Genomic DNA, 14,812 nt, shown 5'->3' on the forward strand with positions numbered 1-14,812 from the left:
TGTGTCTCAGTCCCGGTTCTGTATGTGCTGATAGCCGAAACGGCCCTTGCTGCAGAGGCTGCCCCGGGCCACCGACGCGTCGAGGGCGGCGGTGACCTTCACGGTCTCATTGTCCTGCACAAGGAGCGTGAGACCGCAGTCCGTACCCCGTCCGATGTCGATGAAATATTGTCTACAGTATGTGCCGTGTTTCCTCCCGGCAAGAGTGCGGGTGCCTCCGGCAGGGGTGCGGGTGCCACCCGACCCGGCCTGGAAACCGGCCGGTTCGACCGTTCGTCGCGTCCGGGATACCGCTCATCGCATACGGTCGACGTGCCGCCTTTTCAACTACCCTGATTCTTCCTACCGTTCGGGATCATGAGTCCCCCTGTCGCGCCCCCGGGCTGGAGCCGCTGGCTCGTCCCCCCGGCCGCTCTCTCGGTCCATCTCTCCATCGGACAGGCCTACGCCTGGTCCGTGTTCAAGCCGCCGCTGGAGTCGGCGCTCGGCCTCAGCGGCACACAGAGCGCCCTGCCCTTCCAGCTCGGCATCGTGATGCTCGGCCTGTCCGCCGCGTTCGGCGGCACGCTGGTGGAGCGCAACGGGCCGCGCTGGGCGATGACCGTGGCGCTGATCTGCTTCTCGTCCGGGTTCCTGCTGTCCGCGCTGGGGGCGGCCACCGAGCAGTACTGGCTGATCGTCCTCGGCTACGGCTTCGTCGGCGGCATAGGCCTCGGCATCGGCTACATCTCCCCGGTCTCCACCCTGATCAAGTGGTTCCCGGACCGGCCCGGCATGGCCACCGGCATCGCCATCATGGGCTTCGGTGGCGGCGCGCTCATCGCCTCGCCCTGGTCGGCGCAGATGCTGGAGTCCTTCGGCTCCGACAGCTCCGGTATCGCGCTCGCGTTCCTCGTGCACGGGCTGTCGTACGCCGTCTTCATGCTCCTGGGCGTCCTGCTGGTGCGCGTGCCGCGCAGCGAGAAGCCGGTCGAGAGCGCGCCCAGCGCCTTCGACGGCCCCCAGGTCTCGGCGCGCAACGCCGTGCGCACGCCCCAGTTCTGGTGTCTGTGGATCGTGCTCTGCATGAACGTGACCGCGGGCATCGGCATCCTGGAGAAGGCCGCCCCCATGATCACCGACTTCTTCAAGGAGACCTCGACCCCGGTGTCGGTGTCGGCCGCGGCCGGCTTCGTCGCGCTGCTGTCGGCCGCCAACATGGCCGGCCGCATCGGCTGGTCGTCGACGTCCGACCTGATCGGACGGAAGAACATCTACCGCGTCTACCTCGGCGTGGGTGCGGTGATGTACGGGCTCATCGCCCTGTTCGGCGACTCCTCGAAGCCGCTGTTCATCCTGTGCGCGCTGGTGATCCTGTCCTTCTACGGCGGCGGTTTCGCGACGATCCCCGCATATCTGAAGGACCTCTTCGGGGCCTACCAGGTCGGCGCCATCCACGGCCGGCTGCTCACCGCGTGGTCCACGGCCGGTGTCCTCGGGCCGCTGATCGTCAACTGGATCGCCGACCGGCAGGAGGACGCCGGCAAGAGCGGTGCCGACCTCTACGGCCTCTCCTTCATGATCATGATCGGGCTGCTGGCCGTCGGTTTCGTCGCCAACGAGCTGGTCCGCCCCGTCAGTGCCCGTCATCACATCCCCGCGCCGAGGGAGGCCGCCGATGTCACAGCCCGACAGCAGTCAGAGTCCGCCTGACCGGCGCCCGCTCATCGCCCTGGCCTGGGTGTGGGTGGGCGCACCGCTGGCCTACGGGCTCTACGAGCTGGTGCAGAAGGCCACGCAGTTGTTCACCAAGTAACCGTTCGACAGGTGTTCGGGCGTCCGAGGGGTGAGGGAAGCCGACAACTCGGGCGCCCGTTTCCTGTGGCCTTACGTGCCCACGTACCCGTGAGTCACTGATCAGACTGGTGGATCCCGCTACCCAAGGCAACGAGGGGGACCCTCCATGAACGGCTCGCGGATCGCCGCAGTCGGCCACTACCAGCCCGCCAAGGTGCTCACCAACGCGGATCTGGCGGACCTGGTCGACACCAGCGACGAGTGGATCAGGTCCCGGGTGGGCATCCGGACCCGCCACATCGCCGGCCCCGACGAGCCGGTCGACGAGCTCGCCTCGCACGCCGCCGCCAAGGCGCTGGCCGCGGCCGGGCTCACCCCCGCCGACATCGACCTGGTCCTGGTCGCCACCTCGACCGCCGTCGACCGGTCGCCGAACATGGCCGCCCGGGTCGCGGCCCGGCTCGGCATCCCCTCGCCCGCGGCCATGGACGTCAACGTGGTGTGCGCCGGTTTCACCCACGCGCTGGCCACCGCCGACCACACCGTCCGGGCCGGTGCGGCGACCCGTGCGCTGGTGATCGGCGCCGACAAGATGTCCGCGGTGACCGACTGGAGCGACCGCACCACCTGTGTGCTCGTCGGTGACGGGGCGGGCGCGGCGGTCGTCGAGGGGGCCGACGTGCCCGGTATCTCGCCCGTGCTGTGGGGATCGGTGCCCGAGATGGGGCACGCCGTACGGATCGAGGGCGAGCCGGCCCGGTTCGCGCAGGAGGGGCAGAGCGTCTACCGGTGGGCGACCACGAAGCTTCCGGCGCTGGCCCGGCAGGCCTGCGAGCGCGCCGGGCTCACCCCCGAGGACCTCGCCGCGGTCGTGCTGCACCAGGCGAACCTGCGGATCATCGAGCCGCTCGCGCAGAAGATCGGCGCGGTCAACGCCGTGGTGGCCCGTGACGTCACCGAGTCCGGGAACACGTCCGCGGCCAGCATCCCCCTTGCGTTCTCCAAGCTGGTCGAACAGGGCGAGATCTCGACCGGGGACCCGGTGCTGCTGTTCGGGTTCGGCGGGAACCTGTCCTACGCGGGTCAGGTCGTGCGCTGTCCCTGACATCCGGGATGTCATGAGGACATCCGGGATGTGACGAGGACATCCGGGATGTGACGCGGTCGACGCACGGTTCTGTCTGGACCCTGTGAGCCGTAGACTGTAGACAAAAGGCAAAGGGTCAGGGTGTCCGGGGGTGTCCGCCGCCGAGGAGGGGGACCGTGATGTTGTCGACAGGTCTGCCGCAGGGAGCCGTACCGAAGCTGGAACGTCCCGGTCCGCTGCGTGACCGCGTGTACGAAGCGCTGCTCGAACTCATCACGACCCGTGCTCTCCAGCCGGGTCAGCATCTGGTGGAGAGTGAGCTGGCGGGTCATCTGGGGGTTTCGCGGCAGCCGGTGCGGGAGGCTCTGCAGCGGTTGAACACCGAGGGGTGGGTGGATCTGCGTCCGGCCCAGGGTGCGTTCGTGCACGAGCCGACCGATGAGGAGGCCGATCAACTCCTCACCGTGCGCACGCTGTTGGAGGCCGAGGCGGCCCGGCTCGCCGCGGCCGACGCGGGCAGCGCCGGAATCGCCGCCCTGGAAATGCTGTGCGCGGAGGGCGAGAAGGCCGTCGACGCAGACGACGTGGACGCCGCGGTCGCCCTGAACGCCCGCTTCCACGCGAAGATCATGGAGTTGGCGGGCAACGCGGTCCTCGCCGAGCTGGCGGGGCAGGTGGACCGCCGGGTGCGCTGGTACTACACGCCGGTCGCCCGGCAGCGCGGCCATCAGTCCTGGATCGAGCACCGGGCCCTGATCGCGGCGATCGCCGACCGCGACCAGCGACGCGCCACCGAGCTCATGCGGGAGCACACCGAGCACACCCGCACGTCCTACCACGCACGGCAGCGCTCCTAGGGCCTGTCGTTTGGATCAGCCCGGCGTCGCGGGGTCTGGCACGCCCATCTGCGGCGTTGTCGTCGGTCGCCGACGCTCCGCGTCGACTCCCTCCTCCGCCTTGCAGCTGCACGCACCAGACCCCGCTCACGTCGGCAGAAAAGCACCGCACCTCACGGCCGCCCTGATCCAGACGACAGGCCCTGGTCACCTCACCGGAAGGCCTCCGCGTGCTCCCGCGCCCACCGGGCGAAGGTGCGCGGCGGACGTCCCGTGACCTGCTCCACCGTGGGCAGCACCACCGACTCGTCCAGGGTGCCGTCCACGAAGAAGCCGAAGAAGGCGTCGACATACGGCTTCGGCATGCCCGCCGCCTCCATCTCGGCGCGTGCCTCCTCGTGCCCCAGCCCCACCGCGTGCAGGTCCCGGCCCAGCGCCTCGCCGAGCATCCGGACCCGGTCGGCGGGCAACAGCGCCTCGGGACCGGTGACTTCGAGCACGCGGTCCGCGAACTCGTCGGACAGCAGGGCGCGCCGGGCGACCTGGGCGATGTCGTAGGGGTCGATGTCGGTGGTCCGCGCGTCCGGGAACGGCACCCGGACGGTGTCGCCCTCGCGGATCTGGTCCGCGAGCCGCAACGCGTTGGTCATGAAGCTCGTCGGACGGACGAAGGTCCAGCCGAGACCCGACTCCCGCACCGCGTCCTCCGCGGCGAGCAGATAGCCGGCGACCGCGTTGTCCCGGTCGCCCGTGCCCGCCGACAGGCCGGAGAGCAGGACCACGCGACGGACCCCCGCGTCCCGCGCGTCGGCCAGGATCCGCCGCTGCCCTTCGTAGCCGGGCATCAGGAACAGTCCTCGTACGCCGTCCAGCGCGTCCCGCACGGTCTCGGGCCGGTTCAGATCCCCCGCCACGGCCGCCACGCCCGCCGGTAAGCCCTCGCTTCGGCCGGAACGGCTGACCGCCCGCACCCGTTCGCCGGACTCCGCCAGCGCCCGCACGAGTTCGGCCCCCACGTTCCCCGTCGCACCCGTCACCAGAAACATGTGCTCCCCTCCCTGGGCCCATCCTGCGGGCAGGGGCGCCGGGGCACCAGGGTGCGGCAAGCCTTTGTCCTGTGAGTGGAGAAAGTGGGCATCAATCTCTGCACAGCTTCTTCCCAGGTTCGGCAGCCGCTGCTACGTTCCCCTCGAAAGCCCGGCAACTGGTGGCCGAATGAGGCGGGGAGGGGTTCGTGAGACGCATGACGGCACGACCCGCGAACGCGCATCAGGCCAGGCTGCTCAAGCTGTTGCGTGACGGAGGGGCCAACTCCCGTGCGCAACTGGGCGATCAGGTCGACCTGTCACGGTCCAAGCTGGCCGTGGAGGTGGACCGGCTGCTGGAGACGGGCCTGATCGTGGCCGACGGACTCGCCGCCTCCCGCGGCGGGCGCCGCTCCCACAACATCCGGCTCGCCCCCAATCTGCGTTTCCTCGGCGTGGACATCGGCGCTACCTCGGTCGACGTCGCCGTCACCAACGCCGAACTGGAGATCCTGGGACATCTCAACCAGCCCATGGACGTCCGCGAGGGCCCGGTCGCGGTCTTCGAGCAAGTCCTGTCCATGGCCGCGAAGTTGAGGGCCTCCGGGCTCGCGGAGGGGTTCGACGGCGCCGGCATCGGCGTCCCGGGGCCGGTCCGCTTCCCCGAGGGCGTACCGGTGGCTCCACCGATCATGCCGGGCTGGGACGGCTTCCCCGTGCGGGAGGCGCTCAGCCAGGAACTCGGCTGCCCCGTCATGGTCGACAACGACGTGAACCTGATGGCGATGGGGGAGATGCACGCGGGCGTCGCACGCTCCGTGGGCGACTTCCTCTGCGTCAAGATCGGCACCGGCATCGGCTGCGGCATCGTCGCCGGCGGTGAGGTGCACCGCGGGGTGACGGGCAGTGCTGGCGACATCGGGCACATCCAGGCCGTGCCCGACGGCCGCCCGTGCGCCTGTGGCAACCGGGGCTGCCTGGAAGCCCACTTCAGCGGGGCGGCCCTCGCCCGGGACGCCGTGGAGGCGGTCGAGCAGGGGCGCTCCGAGGAACTCGCCGCACGACGCACGGCGAACGGCGGTCTGACCGCGGCCGACGTCGCCGCCGCCGCTGCCGCCGGCGACCCCACCGCCCTCGACCTGATCCGTGAGGGCGGCAACCGGACCGGCCAGGTCATCGCCGGCCTGGTCTCCTTCTTCAACCCGGGCCTGGTGGTGATCGGCGGCGGGGTGACCGGCCTCGGCCACACCCTGCTCGCCGCGATCCGCACCCAGGTCTACCGCCAGTCACTGCCGCTGGCGACCGGCAACCTGCCCATCGTGCTGGGGGAGTTGGGCCCCACCGCCGGAGTCATCGGCGCGGCCCGCCTCATCAGCGACCACCTGTTCTCACCCGCCTGAGCATCGAAACCGTCAGGCGTCCCAGTACGGCGCCCTGCTTCGCCCTGCCCTTTCGCCCTGCCCTGAATCCGGCCCGCACGCCCGCCAAGGGGACCTCATGGCACCAGAACCACCGCTGCTCAGCATGTCCGGCATCACCAAGTCGTTCCCCGGAGTCCGGGCCCTCGACGGCGTCGACCTCGACGTCCAGGCCGGCGAAGTGCACTGTCTGCTCGGCCAGAACGGGGCCGGCAAGTCCACCCTCATCAAGGTGCTGGCCGGCGCCCACCAACCCGACACCGGCCGCCTGCGCTGGCGCGGCGAGGAGGTCGCCCTGCGCTCTCCGATCGCCGCCATGCGCCTCGGCATCGCCACCATCTACCAGGAACTCGACCTGGTGGAGCACCTGTCCGTGGCGGAGAACGTCCACCTCGGCCATGAACCGACCACGGCGGGGTTCGTCGTACGGGGCAAGGCGGCCCGTCAGTCGACCGCCGCGCTGCTGCGACGGCTCGGGCACCCGGAGATCGATCCGGCCCGGCTGGTCGGGGAGTTGCCCGCGGCGCAGCAGCAGATCGTGTCCATGGCGCGGGCCCTCTCCCACGACGTACGGCTCATCGTGATGGACGAGCCGTCCGCCGCCCTCGACCCGGACGAGGTCGACAACCTCTTCCGGATCGTCGGCGACCTCACCGCCGAGGGGGTCGCCGTGGTCTACATCTCCCACCGCCTGGAGGAGATCCGGCGGATCGGCGACCGGGTGACGGTCCTCAAGGACGGCCGGGCCGTCGCGGTCGGGCTGCCCGCCAAGTCGACGCCGACGCGCGAGGTCGTGGCGCTGATGACGGGCCGGAACGTCGAGTACGTCTTCCCGGAGCGGCCGACGGCTCCCGCCCAACAGGACACGCCGCTGCTGGAGGTCCAAGGGCTGGCCCGGCAGGGCGAGTTCGAGCCCCTCGACCTGGTCGTCCACCCCGGGGAGATCGTCGGCCTCGCCGGGCTCGTCGGCTCGGGGCGCTCCGAGATCCTGGAGACGGTCTACGGCGCCCGCAAACCCACCTCCGGTCAAGTGGTCGTGGACGGCAAGGCGTTGAAACCCGGCAGTGTCCGAGCGGCCGTACGCGCCGGGATCGGACTGGCCCCCGAGGAGCGCAAGGCGCAGGCCCTGCTGATGCTGGAATCGGTCACCCGCAATGTGTCCGTCTCCTCCATGTCCCGCTTCTCCAGGGCCGGTTGGATCGACCGGCGGGCCGAACTCGGCGCGGCCCGGGCGGCGACCCGCGAGCTCTCCCTGCGGCCCGACAACCCCTCCGTGCCGATCCGCACCCTGTCCGGCGGCAACCAGCAAAAGGCCGTCCTGGCCCGCTGGCTGCTGCGCGGCTGCCGCATCCTGCTGCTCGACGAACCCACCCGGGGCGTCGACGTCGGGGCCCGCGCCGAGCTCTACGCGGTCGTCCGGCGGCTCGCCGACGAAGGGCTGGGCGTGCTGCTGGTCTCCAGTGAGGTCCCCGAGGTGCTCGGCCTCGCCGACCGTGTCCTGGTGCTCCGCGAGGGGCGTGTCGTCCACCGGGCACCCGCCCGTGAGCTCGACGAACACCGTGTACTCGACCTCGTCATGGAAGGAAGCCCGGCGTCATGACGCAGCATGTGTCCCCGCCCAGGGGAAGCGCCGACAAAGTGCCTTCGGTGAGCGAATCGCCCGCCTGGCGAGGGGTGTTCGCCCACGCCGACGTCCGTACCCTCTCCCTCCTCGGCGTGCTCGCCGTACTGGTCCTGATCGGCGGGATCACCAAGCCCGACGAGTTCCTCGACACCCGCAACCTCCAACTCGTCCTCACCCAGGCCTCGGTGATCGGTGTCGTCACCGTCGGCATGACCTTCGTCATCACCTCCGGCGGCATCGACCTCTCGGTGGGCGCGATCGTCGCCCTCGCCTCGGTGTGGGCCACCACCGTCGCCACCCAGGAGTACGGCTTCGCGGGCATCCTCTTCACCGCGGTGATCGTCGGCGTCGGCTGCGGCCTGGTCAACGGGCTGCTCATCGCGTACGGCGCCATGGTCCCCTTCATCGCCACGCTCGCCATGCTCGCCTCGGCCCGCGGCCTCGCCCTGCAGATCACCGACGGCAGCACACAGGTCGTCACGGTCAACAGCGTGCTGGACCTCGGCGAGCGCGACGCCTATGTGCTCGGCATCCCTCCGCTGGTCCTGGTCTTCGCGGTCGTGACGATCATCGGCTGGCTCGTGCTGAACCGCACCACCTTCGGCCGGCGCACGGTCGCCGTCGGCGGCAACGCCGAGGCCGCCCGGCTCGCCGGCATCGACGTCCGCCGCCAGCGCCTCTACCTCTACCTGCTGTCCGGACTGTGCTGCGGCATCGCCGCCTTCCTGCTGATCATCCTGTCCGGCTCCGGCCAGAACACCAACGGCAACCTCTACGAGCTCGACGCCATCGCCGCCGCGATCATCGGCGGAACCCTGCTCAGCGGGGGGCGCGGCACCATCACCGGCTCCGTGCTCGGCGTCCTGATCTTCACCACGATCACCAACATCTTCGCCCTGAACAACCTGCAGAGCGACGTCCAGCAGATCGCCAAGGGCGCGATCATCGTCGCCGCCGTGCTGGTCCAGCGCCGTACCGCAAGCACGACCTGAGGAAAGGGTTCACCGCCATGCCACAGCCCACGAGCCGCTTCACCAGTCGCAGAGGTCTGCTCTTCGGGACCGCCGCCGTCGGGGCCGGTGCCCTCCTCGCAGGTTGCACCAGCAACGACTCCGGCGACGACGAGCCGGCCGCGAACGACCAGCCCGCGGCCTCCGACTCGCCCGGCAAGCCCGTCACCATCGGCTTCGCCGGACCGCAGGCCGACCACGGCTGGCTCAACGCGATCAACGACAACGCCAAGAACCGGGCCAAGAAGTACTCGGACGTCACCCTGGAGATCACCGAGGGCTCCAACGACACCGCCCAGCAGATCGGCCAGATCGAGACCCTGATCAACAAGAAGGTCGACGTGCTGGTCGTCCTGCCCGCGGACGGCAAGGCCCTCACCCAGGTCGGCCTCAAGGCGATGCGCGCCGGGATCCCGGTCGTGAACCTGGACCGCATCTTCAACACCCCCCAGGCGTACCGCTGTTGGATCGGCGGCGACAACTACGGCATGGGCCTCAACGCCGGCCACTACATCGGCGGGAAGCTCAAGGGGAAGTCGAACGCCAAGGTCATCGAACTGGCCGGACTCGACAACCTGGAACTCACCAAGCAGCGCACCAAGGGCTTCGACGACGCCCTGAAGAACTACCCCAACGTGCGCAAGGTGGCCCGCCAGGCCGCCGAGTTCACGGTGGAGTCCGGGCAGGCCAAGATGGCCCAGCTCCTGCAGGCCCAGTCGAGCTTCGACGCGCTGTGGAACCACGACGACGACCAGGGCGTGGGCGCGCTGCGCGCCATCGACCAGGCCGGCCGCGAGGACTTCCTGATGGTCGGCGGCGCGGGCGCGCTGTCCGCCTTCCAGGCCATCAAGCAGGACAACGGCGTCCTCAAGGCCACCGTCCTCTACCCGCCGACCATGGCCGCCTCCGCGATCGACCTCGCCCGCGCCCTCGGCCAGTCCAAGGGCATCGGCGGCCTCGCCGAGTTCGAGATCCCGGCCTCGCTCACCCTCTACTCGGCCGTCGTCGACAAGACCAACGTCGACCAGTACATGTCCACCGGCTTCAAGTGAGGCGTCCCGATCCGGGGCCTGCCTTACGCCCCGGCCCGGGGCCTGCCTTACGCCCCGGCCGGGCCGTCCCGAAGGGCAGGTCCCAGGAGCCCGGTTCGTCGACGGACCGGGCTGCACCCCCCACCGCGCCACGACGACGAGGAGGACATCGCGCATGGCACAGCCGCAGCAGTCAGAAGAGGCCGAGGTGCCGTCGCTCCGGGTCGGCATGGTCGGCTACGCCTTCATGGGCGCCGCCCACTCCCAGGGCTGGCGGACCGTCGGACGCGTCTTCGACCTGCCCCGCCGCCCGGTGCTCGCCGCGGTCTGCGGACGGGACGCGGACGCCGTGCGCCGGGCCGCCGACCGGCACGGCTGGGCCGCCGCCGAGACCGACTGGCGGGTGCTGATCGAGCGGGACGACGTCGACCTCGTCGACATCTGCACCCCCGGCGACAGTCACGCCGAGATCGCCGTCGCCGCACTCGCGGCCGGCAAGCACGTGCTGTGCGAGAAGCCCCTCGCGAACACCGTCGAAGAGGCCCAGGTGATGACCCGCGCGGCCGAAGAGGCTTGCCAGCGCGGGCAGTTGGCGATGGTCGGCTTCAACTACCGCAGGGTGCCGGCCACCGCGCTGGCCCGGCGGATGGTGGACGATGGGCGGCTGGGAACGCTGCGGCACGTCCGGGTGACCTACCTTCAGGACTGGCTCGTGGACCCGCAGTTCCCGCTGACCTGGCGGCTGCGCAGGGAACAGGCCGGCTCGGGCTCGCTCGGCGACCTCGGCGCGCACATCGTCGACCTCGCCCAATACCTGGCGGGAGAACCGCTGGCCGGAGTCTCCGCGCTGACCGAGACCTTCGTAAGGGAACGGCCGCTGGCCGGGGGCGCCGTCAAGGGCCTGTCCGCCGTCTCCGGGACCGGCACCGGCCAGGTCACCGTCGACGACGCGGCCCTGTTCACCGGACGCTTCGCCTCCGGCGCCCTCGCCTCCTTCGAGGCCACCCGCTACGCCACCGGCCGCAAGAACGCGCTGCGCATCGAACTCAACGGCGAGCGCGGCTCCTTGGCCTTCGACCTCGAACGCCTCAACGAACTCTCCTACCACGACGCCACCGAGCCCGCAACGCACGCCGGCTTCCGCCGCATCCTCGTCACCGAGCCCGACCACCCCTACCTGGACGCCTGGTGGCCGCCGGGCCACGGCCTCGGCTACGAGCACACCTTCGTCCACCAGGCCCGCGACCTCGTCCACGCGATCGCCGAGGGCCGCCGCCCCGACCCCTCCTTCGCCGACGGACTCCAGGTCCAGCGGGTGCTCGCGGCCGTGGAGGAGAGCGCCGAGAAGAACTCCGTCTACACCCCGATAGCCGTCTGAGGAGGCTCCGAAAAGATGCCGCGTCAGTTCACGCTCTTCACCGGCCAGTGGGCCGACCTCCCCCTCGAAGAGGTCTGCCGACTCGCCCGCGACTTCGGCTACGACGGACTCGAACTCGCCTGCTGGGGCGACCACTTCGAGGTCGACAAGGCGCTGGCCGACCCGTCCTATCCGGACTCCCGGCGCGCCCTGCTCGACAAGTACGGCCTCAAGTGCTGGGCGATCTCCAACCACCTGGTCGGCCAGGCCGTCTGCGACGCCATCATCGACGAACGCCACCGGGCCATCCTGCCCGGCGAGGTGTGGGCCGACGGCGACCCGGAGGGCGTCCGGCAGCGGGCCGCCGACCGGATGAAGGACACCGCACGGGCCGCCCGCGCCTTCGGCGTCGACACCGTCATCGGCTTCACCGGCTCCGCCATCTGGCACCTGGTCGCCATGTTCCCGCCCGCCCCCGAGTCGATGATCGACCGCGGCTACGAGGACTTCGCCGAGCGCTGGAACCCCATCCTCGACGTCTTCGACACGGAGGGCGTGCGGTTCGCGCACGAGGTCCACCCGAGCGAGATCGCCTACGACTACTGGACCACACAGCGCGCGGTGGAGGCGGTCGGCGGCCGGGCGGCCTTCGGACTTAACTTCGACCCCTCCCACTTCGTGTGGCAGGACCTCGACCCGGTCGGCTTCCTGTGGGACTTCCGCGACCGGATCTACCACGTCGACTGCAAGGAAGCCCGCAAGCGCCTCGACGGCCGCAACGGCCGCCTCGGCTCCCATCTGCCCTGGGGCGACCCGCGTCGCGGCTGGGACTTCGTCTCCGCGGGCCACGGTGACGTCCCCTGGGAGGACGTCTTCCGCATGCTGCGATCCATCGACTACGAGGGCCCGATCTCGGTCGAGTGGGAGGACGCCGGCATGGACCGGCTCCAGGGCGCGCCCGAGGCACTGAACCGACTCAAGGCATACGACTTCGAGCCCCCGTCGGCCTCCTTCGACGCGGCGTTCGGCGGCAACGAGTAAGCCGCACCCGCCAGTTCCGGGATGACGGCGCATCCCGGCGTTACCCGCACTCACCCGTACGACCGGCCCCTTTCTGGAGGCATCCGTGCACGGGAAAGACCGCACCACCCCGACCGACAGAATCGAGACCCACAGACGACGCGCCCCCTGGCGCAGGGCGGCGGCCCTGCTCACCGGCCTCCTGCTGGCCGGCGCCTCCCTCTCCCTCACCGCTCCCCAGGCCGGCGCAGCCGTCGCCGGCGAGGGAACCGCCACCGCGGCCGCCGCCGAGGATTTCCAGCAGGTCACCCTCGCCAAGGGCGAACCCGAGGTCGGCGAGCCCATGTCGCTCGCCGTCCTCCCGGACCGCTCGGTCCTGCACACCTCCCGCGACGGCGAACTGCGCATCACCGACGCGGCCGGCACCACCCGCCTCGCCGGAAAACTCGACGTCTACTCCCACGACGAAGAGGGCCTCCAAGGCGTCGGCGTCGACCCGCAGTTCACCACCAACCGCTTCATCTACCTGTACTACGCACCCCCGTTGAACACCCCGGCGGGCGACGCCCCCGAGACCGGCACCGCGGCCGACTTCGCCCCCTTCGACGGCGTCAACCGGCTCTCCCGGTTCGTCCTGAACACCGACGGCACCCTCGACGCCGCCAGCGAGACGAAGATCATCGACATTCCGGCCACCCGCGGCATCTGCTGCCACGTCGGCGGCGACATCGACTTCGACGCGGCCGGCAACCTCTACCTGTCGACGGGCGACGACTCCAACCCCTTCCAGTCCGACGGGTTCACCCCCATCGACGAACGCGCGAACCGCAACCCGGCCTTCGACGCCCAGCGCAGCGCCGGCAACACCAACGACCTGCGCGGCAAGATCCTCCGCATCAAGGTCAACGCCGACGGCTCGTACGCCATCCCGGACGGCAACCTCTTCGCGCCCGGCACGGACAAGACCCGGCCCGAGATCTACGCCATGGGCTTCCGCAACCCGTTCCGCTTCAGCGTCGACAAGGCGACGGGCATCGTCTACGTCGGTGACTACGGCCCCGACGCCGGTGCCGCCGACCCGGCCCGAGGCCCCGCCGGACAGGTCGAGTTCGCGCGCGTGACCGGCCCCGGCAACTTCGGCTGGCCGTACTGCACGGGCGACAACGACGCCTATGTGGACTACGACTTCGCCACCGGCACCTCCGGCGCGTCCTTCGACTGCGCCGCGCCGAAGAACAACTCCCCGCACAACACCGGCCTCACCGACCTTCCCCCGGCGCAGGCCGCCTGGATCCCCTACGACGGCGGATCGGTCCCCGAGTTCGGCACCGGCTCCGAGTCGCCGATGGGCGGCCCGGTCTACCACTACGACGCCTCACTCGACTCGCCGGTGAAGTTCCCCGAGGCCTACGACGGCGACTTCTTCGCCGGGGAGTTCGGCCGCCGCTGGATCAAGCGCATCACCAGCGACGACAACGGCACCGTCCAGTCGATCAACGACATTCCCTGGACCGGCACCCAGGTGATGGACATGGCCTTCGGCCCCGACGGCGCGCTGTACGTCCTCGACTACGGCGTCTCCTGGTTCGGCGGCGACGAGAACTCCGCCCTGTACCGCATCGAGAACGCCACCGACGGCCACTCCCCGGTCGCCCAGGCGGCGGCCGACCGCACGTCCGGACAGGCACCGCTGCGGGTGCGGTTCTCCTCCGAGGGCACCAGCGACCAGGACGGTGACGCCCTCACCTACAGCTGGGACTTCGGCGACGGCGGCACGTCCACGGCGGCGAACCCGGCACACACGTACAAGAAGAACGGCACCTACACCGCGACCCTGACCGCGAAGGACCCGAGCGGCCGCACCGGCAGCGCCAGCGTCCAGATCGTCGTCGGCAACACCGCACCCAAGGTGACGCTCGAACTCCCGCAGGACGGCCAGCTGTTCAGCTTCGGTGACGCGATCCCGTTCAAGGTGCGGGTGAGCGACCCCGAGGACGGCCGGCCCATCGACTGCGCCAAGGTCAAGGTCACCTTCGTCCTCGGCCACGACAGCCACGGCCACCCCGTCACCTCCGCCGACGGCTGCACCGGCACCCTCCAGACCAGCGCCGACGGCGGCCACGACGAGGACGCCAACATCTTCGGCGTGATGGACGCCGAGTACACCGACAACGGCGGCGGCGGCCAGGCCCCGCTGACCACCCACGACCAGAGCGTCCTGCAGCCCAGGCACCGCCAGGCCGAGCACTTCGGCACCGGCTCCGGCGTCTCCGTCATCGCCAAGGACACGGCACACGGCGGCAACACGGTCGGCGACATCAACAACGGTGACTGGATCTCCTTCAAGCCGTACGTCCTGAGCAACGCCAAGTCGGTCACCGCGCGCGTGTCCTCGGGCGGCACCGGCGGCACGCTGGAGATCCGCGCGGGGTCCGCGACCGGCACCCTGCTCGGCAAGGCGACCGTGCCGGTGACCGGCGGCTGGGAGACCTTCCAGGACGTCACCGCCAACCTGTCCAAAGCACCCACGGGCACCACCACGCTCTACCTGGTCTTCAAGGGGAGCGGCACCGGCGCCCTGTTCGACGTGGACGACTTCACCTTCACGACCGGCTGAGAGGAGGGGCA

12 protein-coding genes and 1 pseudogene are annotated in these 14,812 nt (G+C 70.5%); 11 read left to right on the forward strand and 2 right to left on the reverse strand.

Annotation, left to right across the window (positions count from 1 at the left end):
- Positions 1–6: 6 nt before the first annotated feature.
- Positions 7–147 (reverse strand): annotated as a pseudogene (locus AQI94_RS43175) (2Fe-2S iron-sulfur cluster-binding protein); the annotation flags it as partial.
- A 210-nt stretch (positions 148–357) separates the two neighbouring features.
- Between AQI94_RS43175 and AQI94_RS27965 the strand changes: the two are divergent.
- The 4 genes from AQI94_RS27965 to AQI94_RS27975 all read left to right on the forward strand — a co-directional run bounded on the left by AQI94_RS27965 (position 358) and on the right by AQI94_RS27975 (position 3,720).
- A complete protein-coding gene (locus tag AQI94_RS27965; protein WP_031060114.1) occupies positions 358–1,692 on the forward strand; it encodes an OFA family MFS transporter in 1,335 nt (444 codons plus the stop codon).
- Positions 1,658–1,795 carry an MFS transporter small subunit gene (locus AQI94_RS45135; protein ID WP_167364525.1) on the forward strand — a complete coding sequence of 46 codons (138 nt, stop codon included), beginning with the start codon at positions 1,658–1,660 and terminating at the stop codon, positions 1,793–1,795. The genes AQI94_RS27965 and AQI94_RS45135 overlap by 35 nt, the downstream gene beginning before the upstream one ends.
- A 147-nt stretch (positions 1,796–1,942) precedes the next feature.
- Entirely contained in the window at positions 1,943–2,881 is a 939-nt protein-coding gene (locus tag AQI94_RS27970) for a beta-ketoacyl-ACP synthase III (protein WP_031060111.1), read from the forward strand.
- A gap of 161 nt (positions 2,882–3,042) precedes the next feature.
- Positions 3,043–3,720 (forward strand): GntR family transcriptional regulator, encoded by a 678-nt coding sequence (locus AQI94_RS27975; protein WP_062229987.1) that lies wholly within the window; start codon positions 3,043–3,045, stop codon positions 3,718–3,720.
- A 191-nt stretch (positions 3,721–3,911) separates the two neighbouring features.
- On the opposite strand, the gene AQI94_RS27980 is transcribed toward AQI94_RS27975, so the two are convergent.
- Complete coding sequence (locus AQI94_RS27980) at positions 3,912–4,745, reverse strand: NAD(P)H-binding protein (protein ID WP_031058543.1); 834 nt, start codon at positions 4,743–4,745, stop codon at positions 3,912–3,914.
- A gap of 197 nt (positions 4,746–4,942) precedes the next feature.
- Here AQI94_RS27980 and AQI94_RS27985 point away from each other — a divergent pair, with 197 nt between their 5' ends.
- The 7 genes from AQI94_RS27985 (at position 4,943) to AQI94_RS28015 (ending at position 14,801) form a co-directional block, all read left to right on the forward strand.
- Positions 4,943–6,124: an ROK family transcriptional regulator gene (locus AQI94_RS27985; protein ID WP_031058541.1), complete on the forward strand. Its 1,182-nt coding sequence runs from the start codon at positions 4,943–4,945 to the stop codon at positions 6,122–6,124.
- Positions 6,125–6,221: 97 nt separating this feature from the next.
- On the forward strand, positions 6,222–7,742 hold the full coding sequence (locus AQI94_RS27990; protein WP_031058539.1) for a sugar ABC transporter ATP-binding protein: 1,521 nt from the start codon (positions 6,222–6,224) through the stop codon (positions 7,740–7,742).
- Complete coding sequence (locus AQI94_RS27995; RefSeq protein WP_031058537.1) at positions 7,739–8,758, forward strand: ABC transporter permease; 1,020 nt, start codon at positions 7,739–7,741, stop codon at positions 8,756–8,758. The genes AQI94_RS27990 and AQI94_RS27995 overlap by 4 nt, the downstream gene beginning before the upstream one ends.
- Positions 8,759–8,775: 17 nt before the next feature.
- Positions 8,776–9,828, forward strand: coding sequence for a substrate-binding domain-containing protein (locus tag AQI94_RS28000; protein WP_031058535.1), 1,053 nt, complete (start codon positions 8,776–8,778; stop codon positions 9,826–9,828).
- A 154-nt stretch (positions 9,829–9,982) separates the two neighbouring features.
- Complete coding sequence (locus tag AQI94_RS28005) at positions 9,983–11,185, forward strand: Gfo/Idh/MocA family protein (RefSeq protein WP_031058532.1); 1,203 nt, start codon at positions 9,983–9,985, stop codon at positions 11,183–11,185.
- 15 nt (positions 11,186–11,200) lie between these two features.
- Entirely contained in the window at positions 11,201–12,205 is a 1,005-nt protein-coding gene (locus tag AQI94_RS28010; protein WP_031058530.1) for a sugar phosphate isomerase/epimerase family protein, read from the forward strand.
- An 85-nt stretch (positions 12,206–12,290) separates the two neighbouring features.
- Entirely contained in the window at positions 12,291–14,801 is a 2,511-nt protein-coding gene (locus tag AQI94_RS28015) for a PQQ-dependent sugar dehydrogenase (RefSeq protein WP_031058527.1), read from the forward strand.
- The last annotated feature ends 11 nt before the right edge of the window (positions 14,802–14,812 follow it).

It is taken from the genome of Streptomyces pseudovenezuelae (assembly GCF_001513955.1).
GTDB lineage: Bacteria > Actinomycetota > Actinomycetes > Streptomycetales > Streptomycetaceae > Streptomyces > Streptomyces pseudovenezuelae.

What these genes read in the sequence shown, in the direction of transcription:
- AQI94_RS27965 (WP_031060114.1), top strand. Translation starts at nt 358, where the DNA reads ATGAGTCCCCCTGTCGCGCCCCCGGGCTGGAGCCGCTGGCTCGTCCCC.
- AQI94_RS45135 (WP_167364525.1), top strand. Translation starts at nt 1,658, where the DNA reads ATGTCACAGCCCGACAGCAGTCAGAGTCCGCCTGACCGGCGCCCGCTC.
- AQI94_RS27970 (WP_031060111.1), top strand. Translation starts at nt 1,943, where the DNA reads ATGAACGGCTCGCGGATCGCCGCAGTCGGCCACTACCAGCCCGCCAAG.
- AQI94_RS27975 (WP_062229987.1), top strand. Translation starts at nt 3,043, where the DNA reads ATGTTGTCGACAGGTCTGCCGCAGGGAGCCGTACCGAAGCTGGAACGT.
- AQI94_RS27980 (WP_031058543.1), bottom strand. Translation starts at nt 4,745, where the DNA reads ATGTTTCTGGTGACGGGTGCGACGGGGAACGTGGGGGCCGAACTCGTG.
- AQI94_RS27985 (WP_031058541.1), top strand. Translation starts at nt 4,943, where the DNA reads ATGACGGCACGACCCGCGAACGCGCATCAGGCCAGGCTGCTCAAGCTG.
- AQI94_RS27990 (WP_031058539.1), top strand. Translation starts at nt 6,222, where the DNA reads ATGGCACCAGAACCACCGCTGCTCAGCATGTCCGGCATCACCAAGTCG.
- AQI94_RS27995 (WP_031058537.1), top strand. Translation starts at nt 7,739, where the DNA reads ATGACGCAGCATGTGTCCCCGCCCAGGGGAAGCGCCGACAAAGTGCCT.
- AQI94_RS28000 (WP_031058535.1), top strand. Translation starts at nt 8,776, where the DNA reads ATGCCACAGCCCACGAGCCGCTTCACCAGTCGCAGAGGTCTGCTCTTC.
- AQI94_RS28005 (WP_031058532.1), top strand. Translation starts at nt 9,983, where the DNA reads ATGGCACAGCCGCAGCAGTCAGAAGAGGCCGAGGTGCCGTCGCTCCGG.
- AQI94_RS28010 (WP_031058530.1), top strand. Translation starts at nt 11,201, where the DNA reads ATGCCGCGTCAGTTCACGCTCTTCACCGGCCAGTGGGCCGACCTCCCC.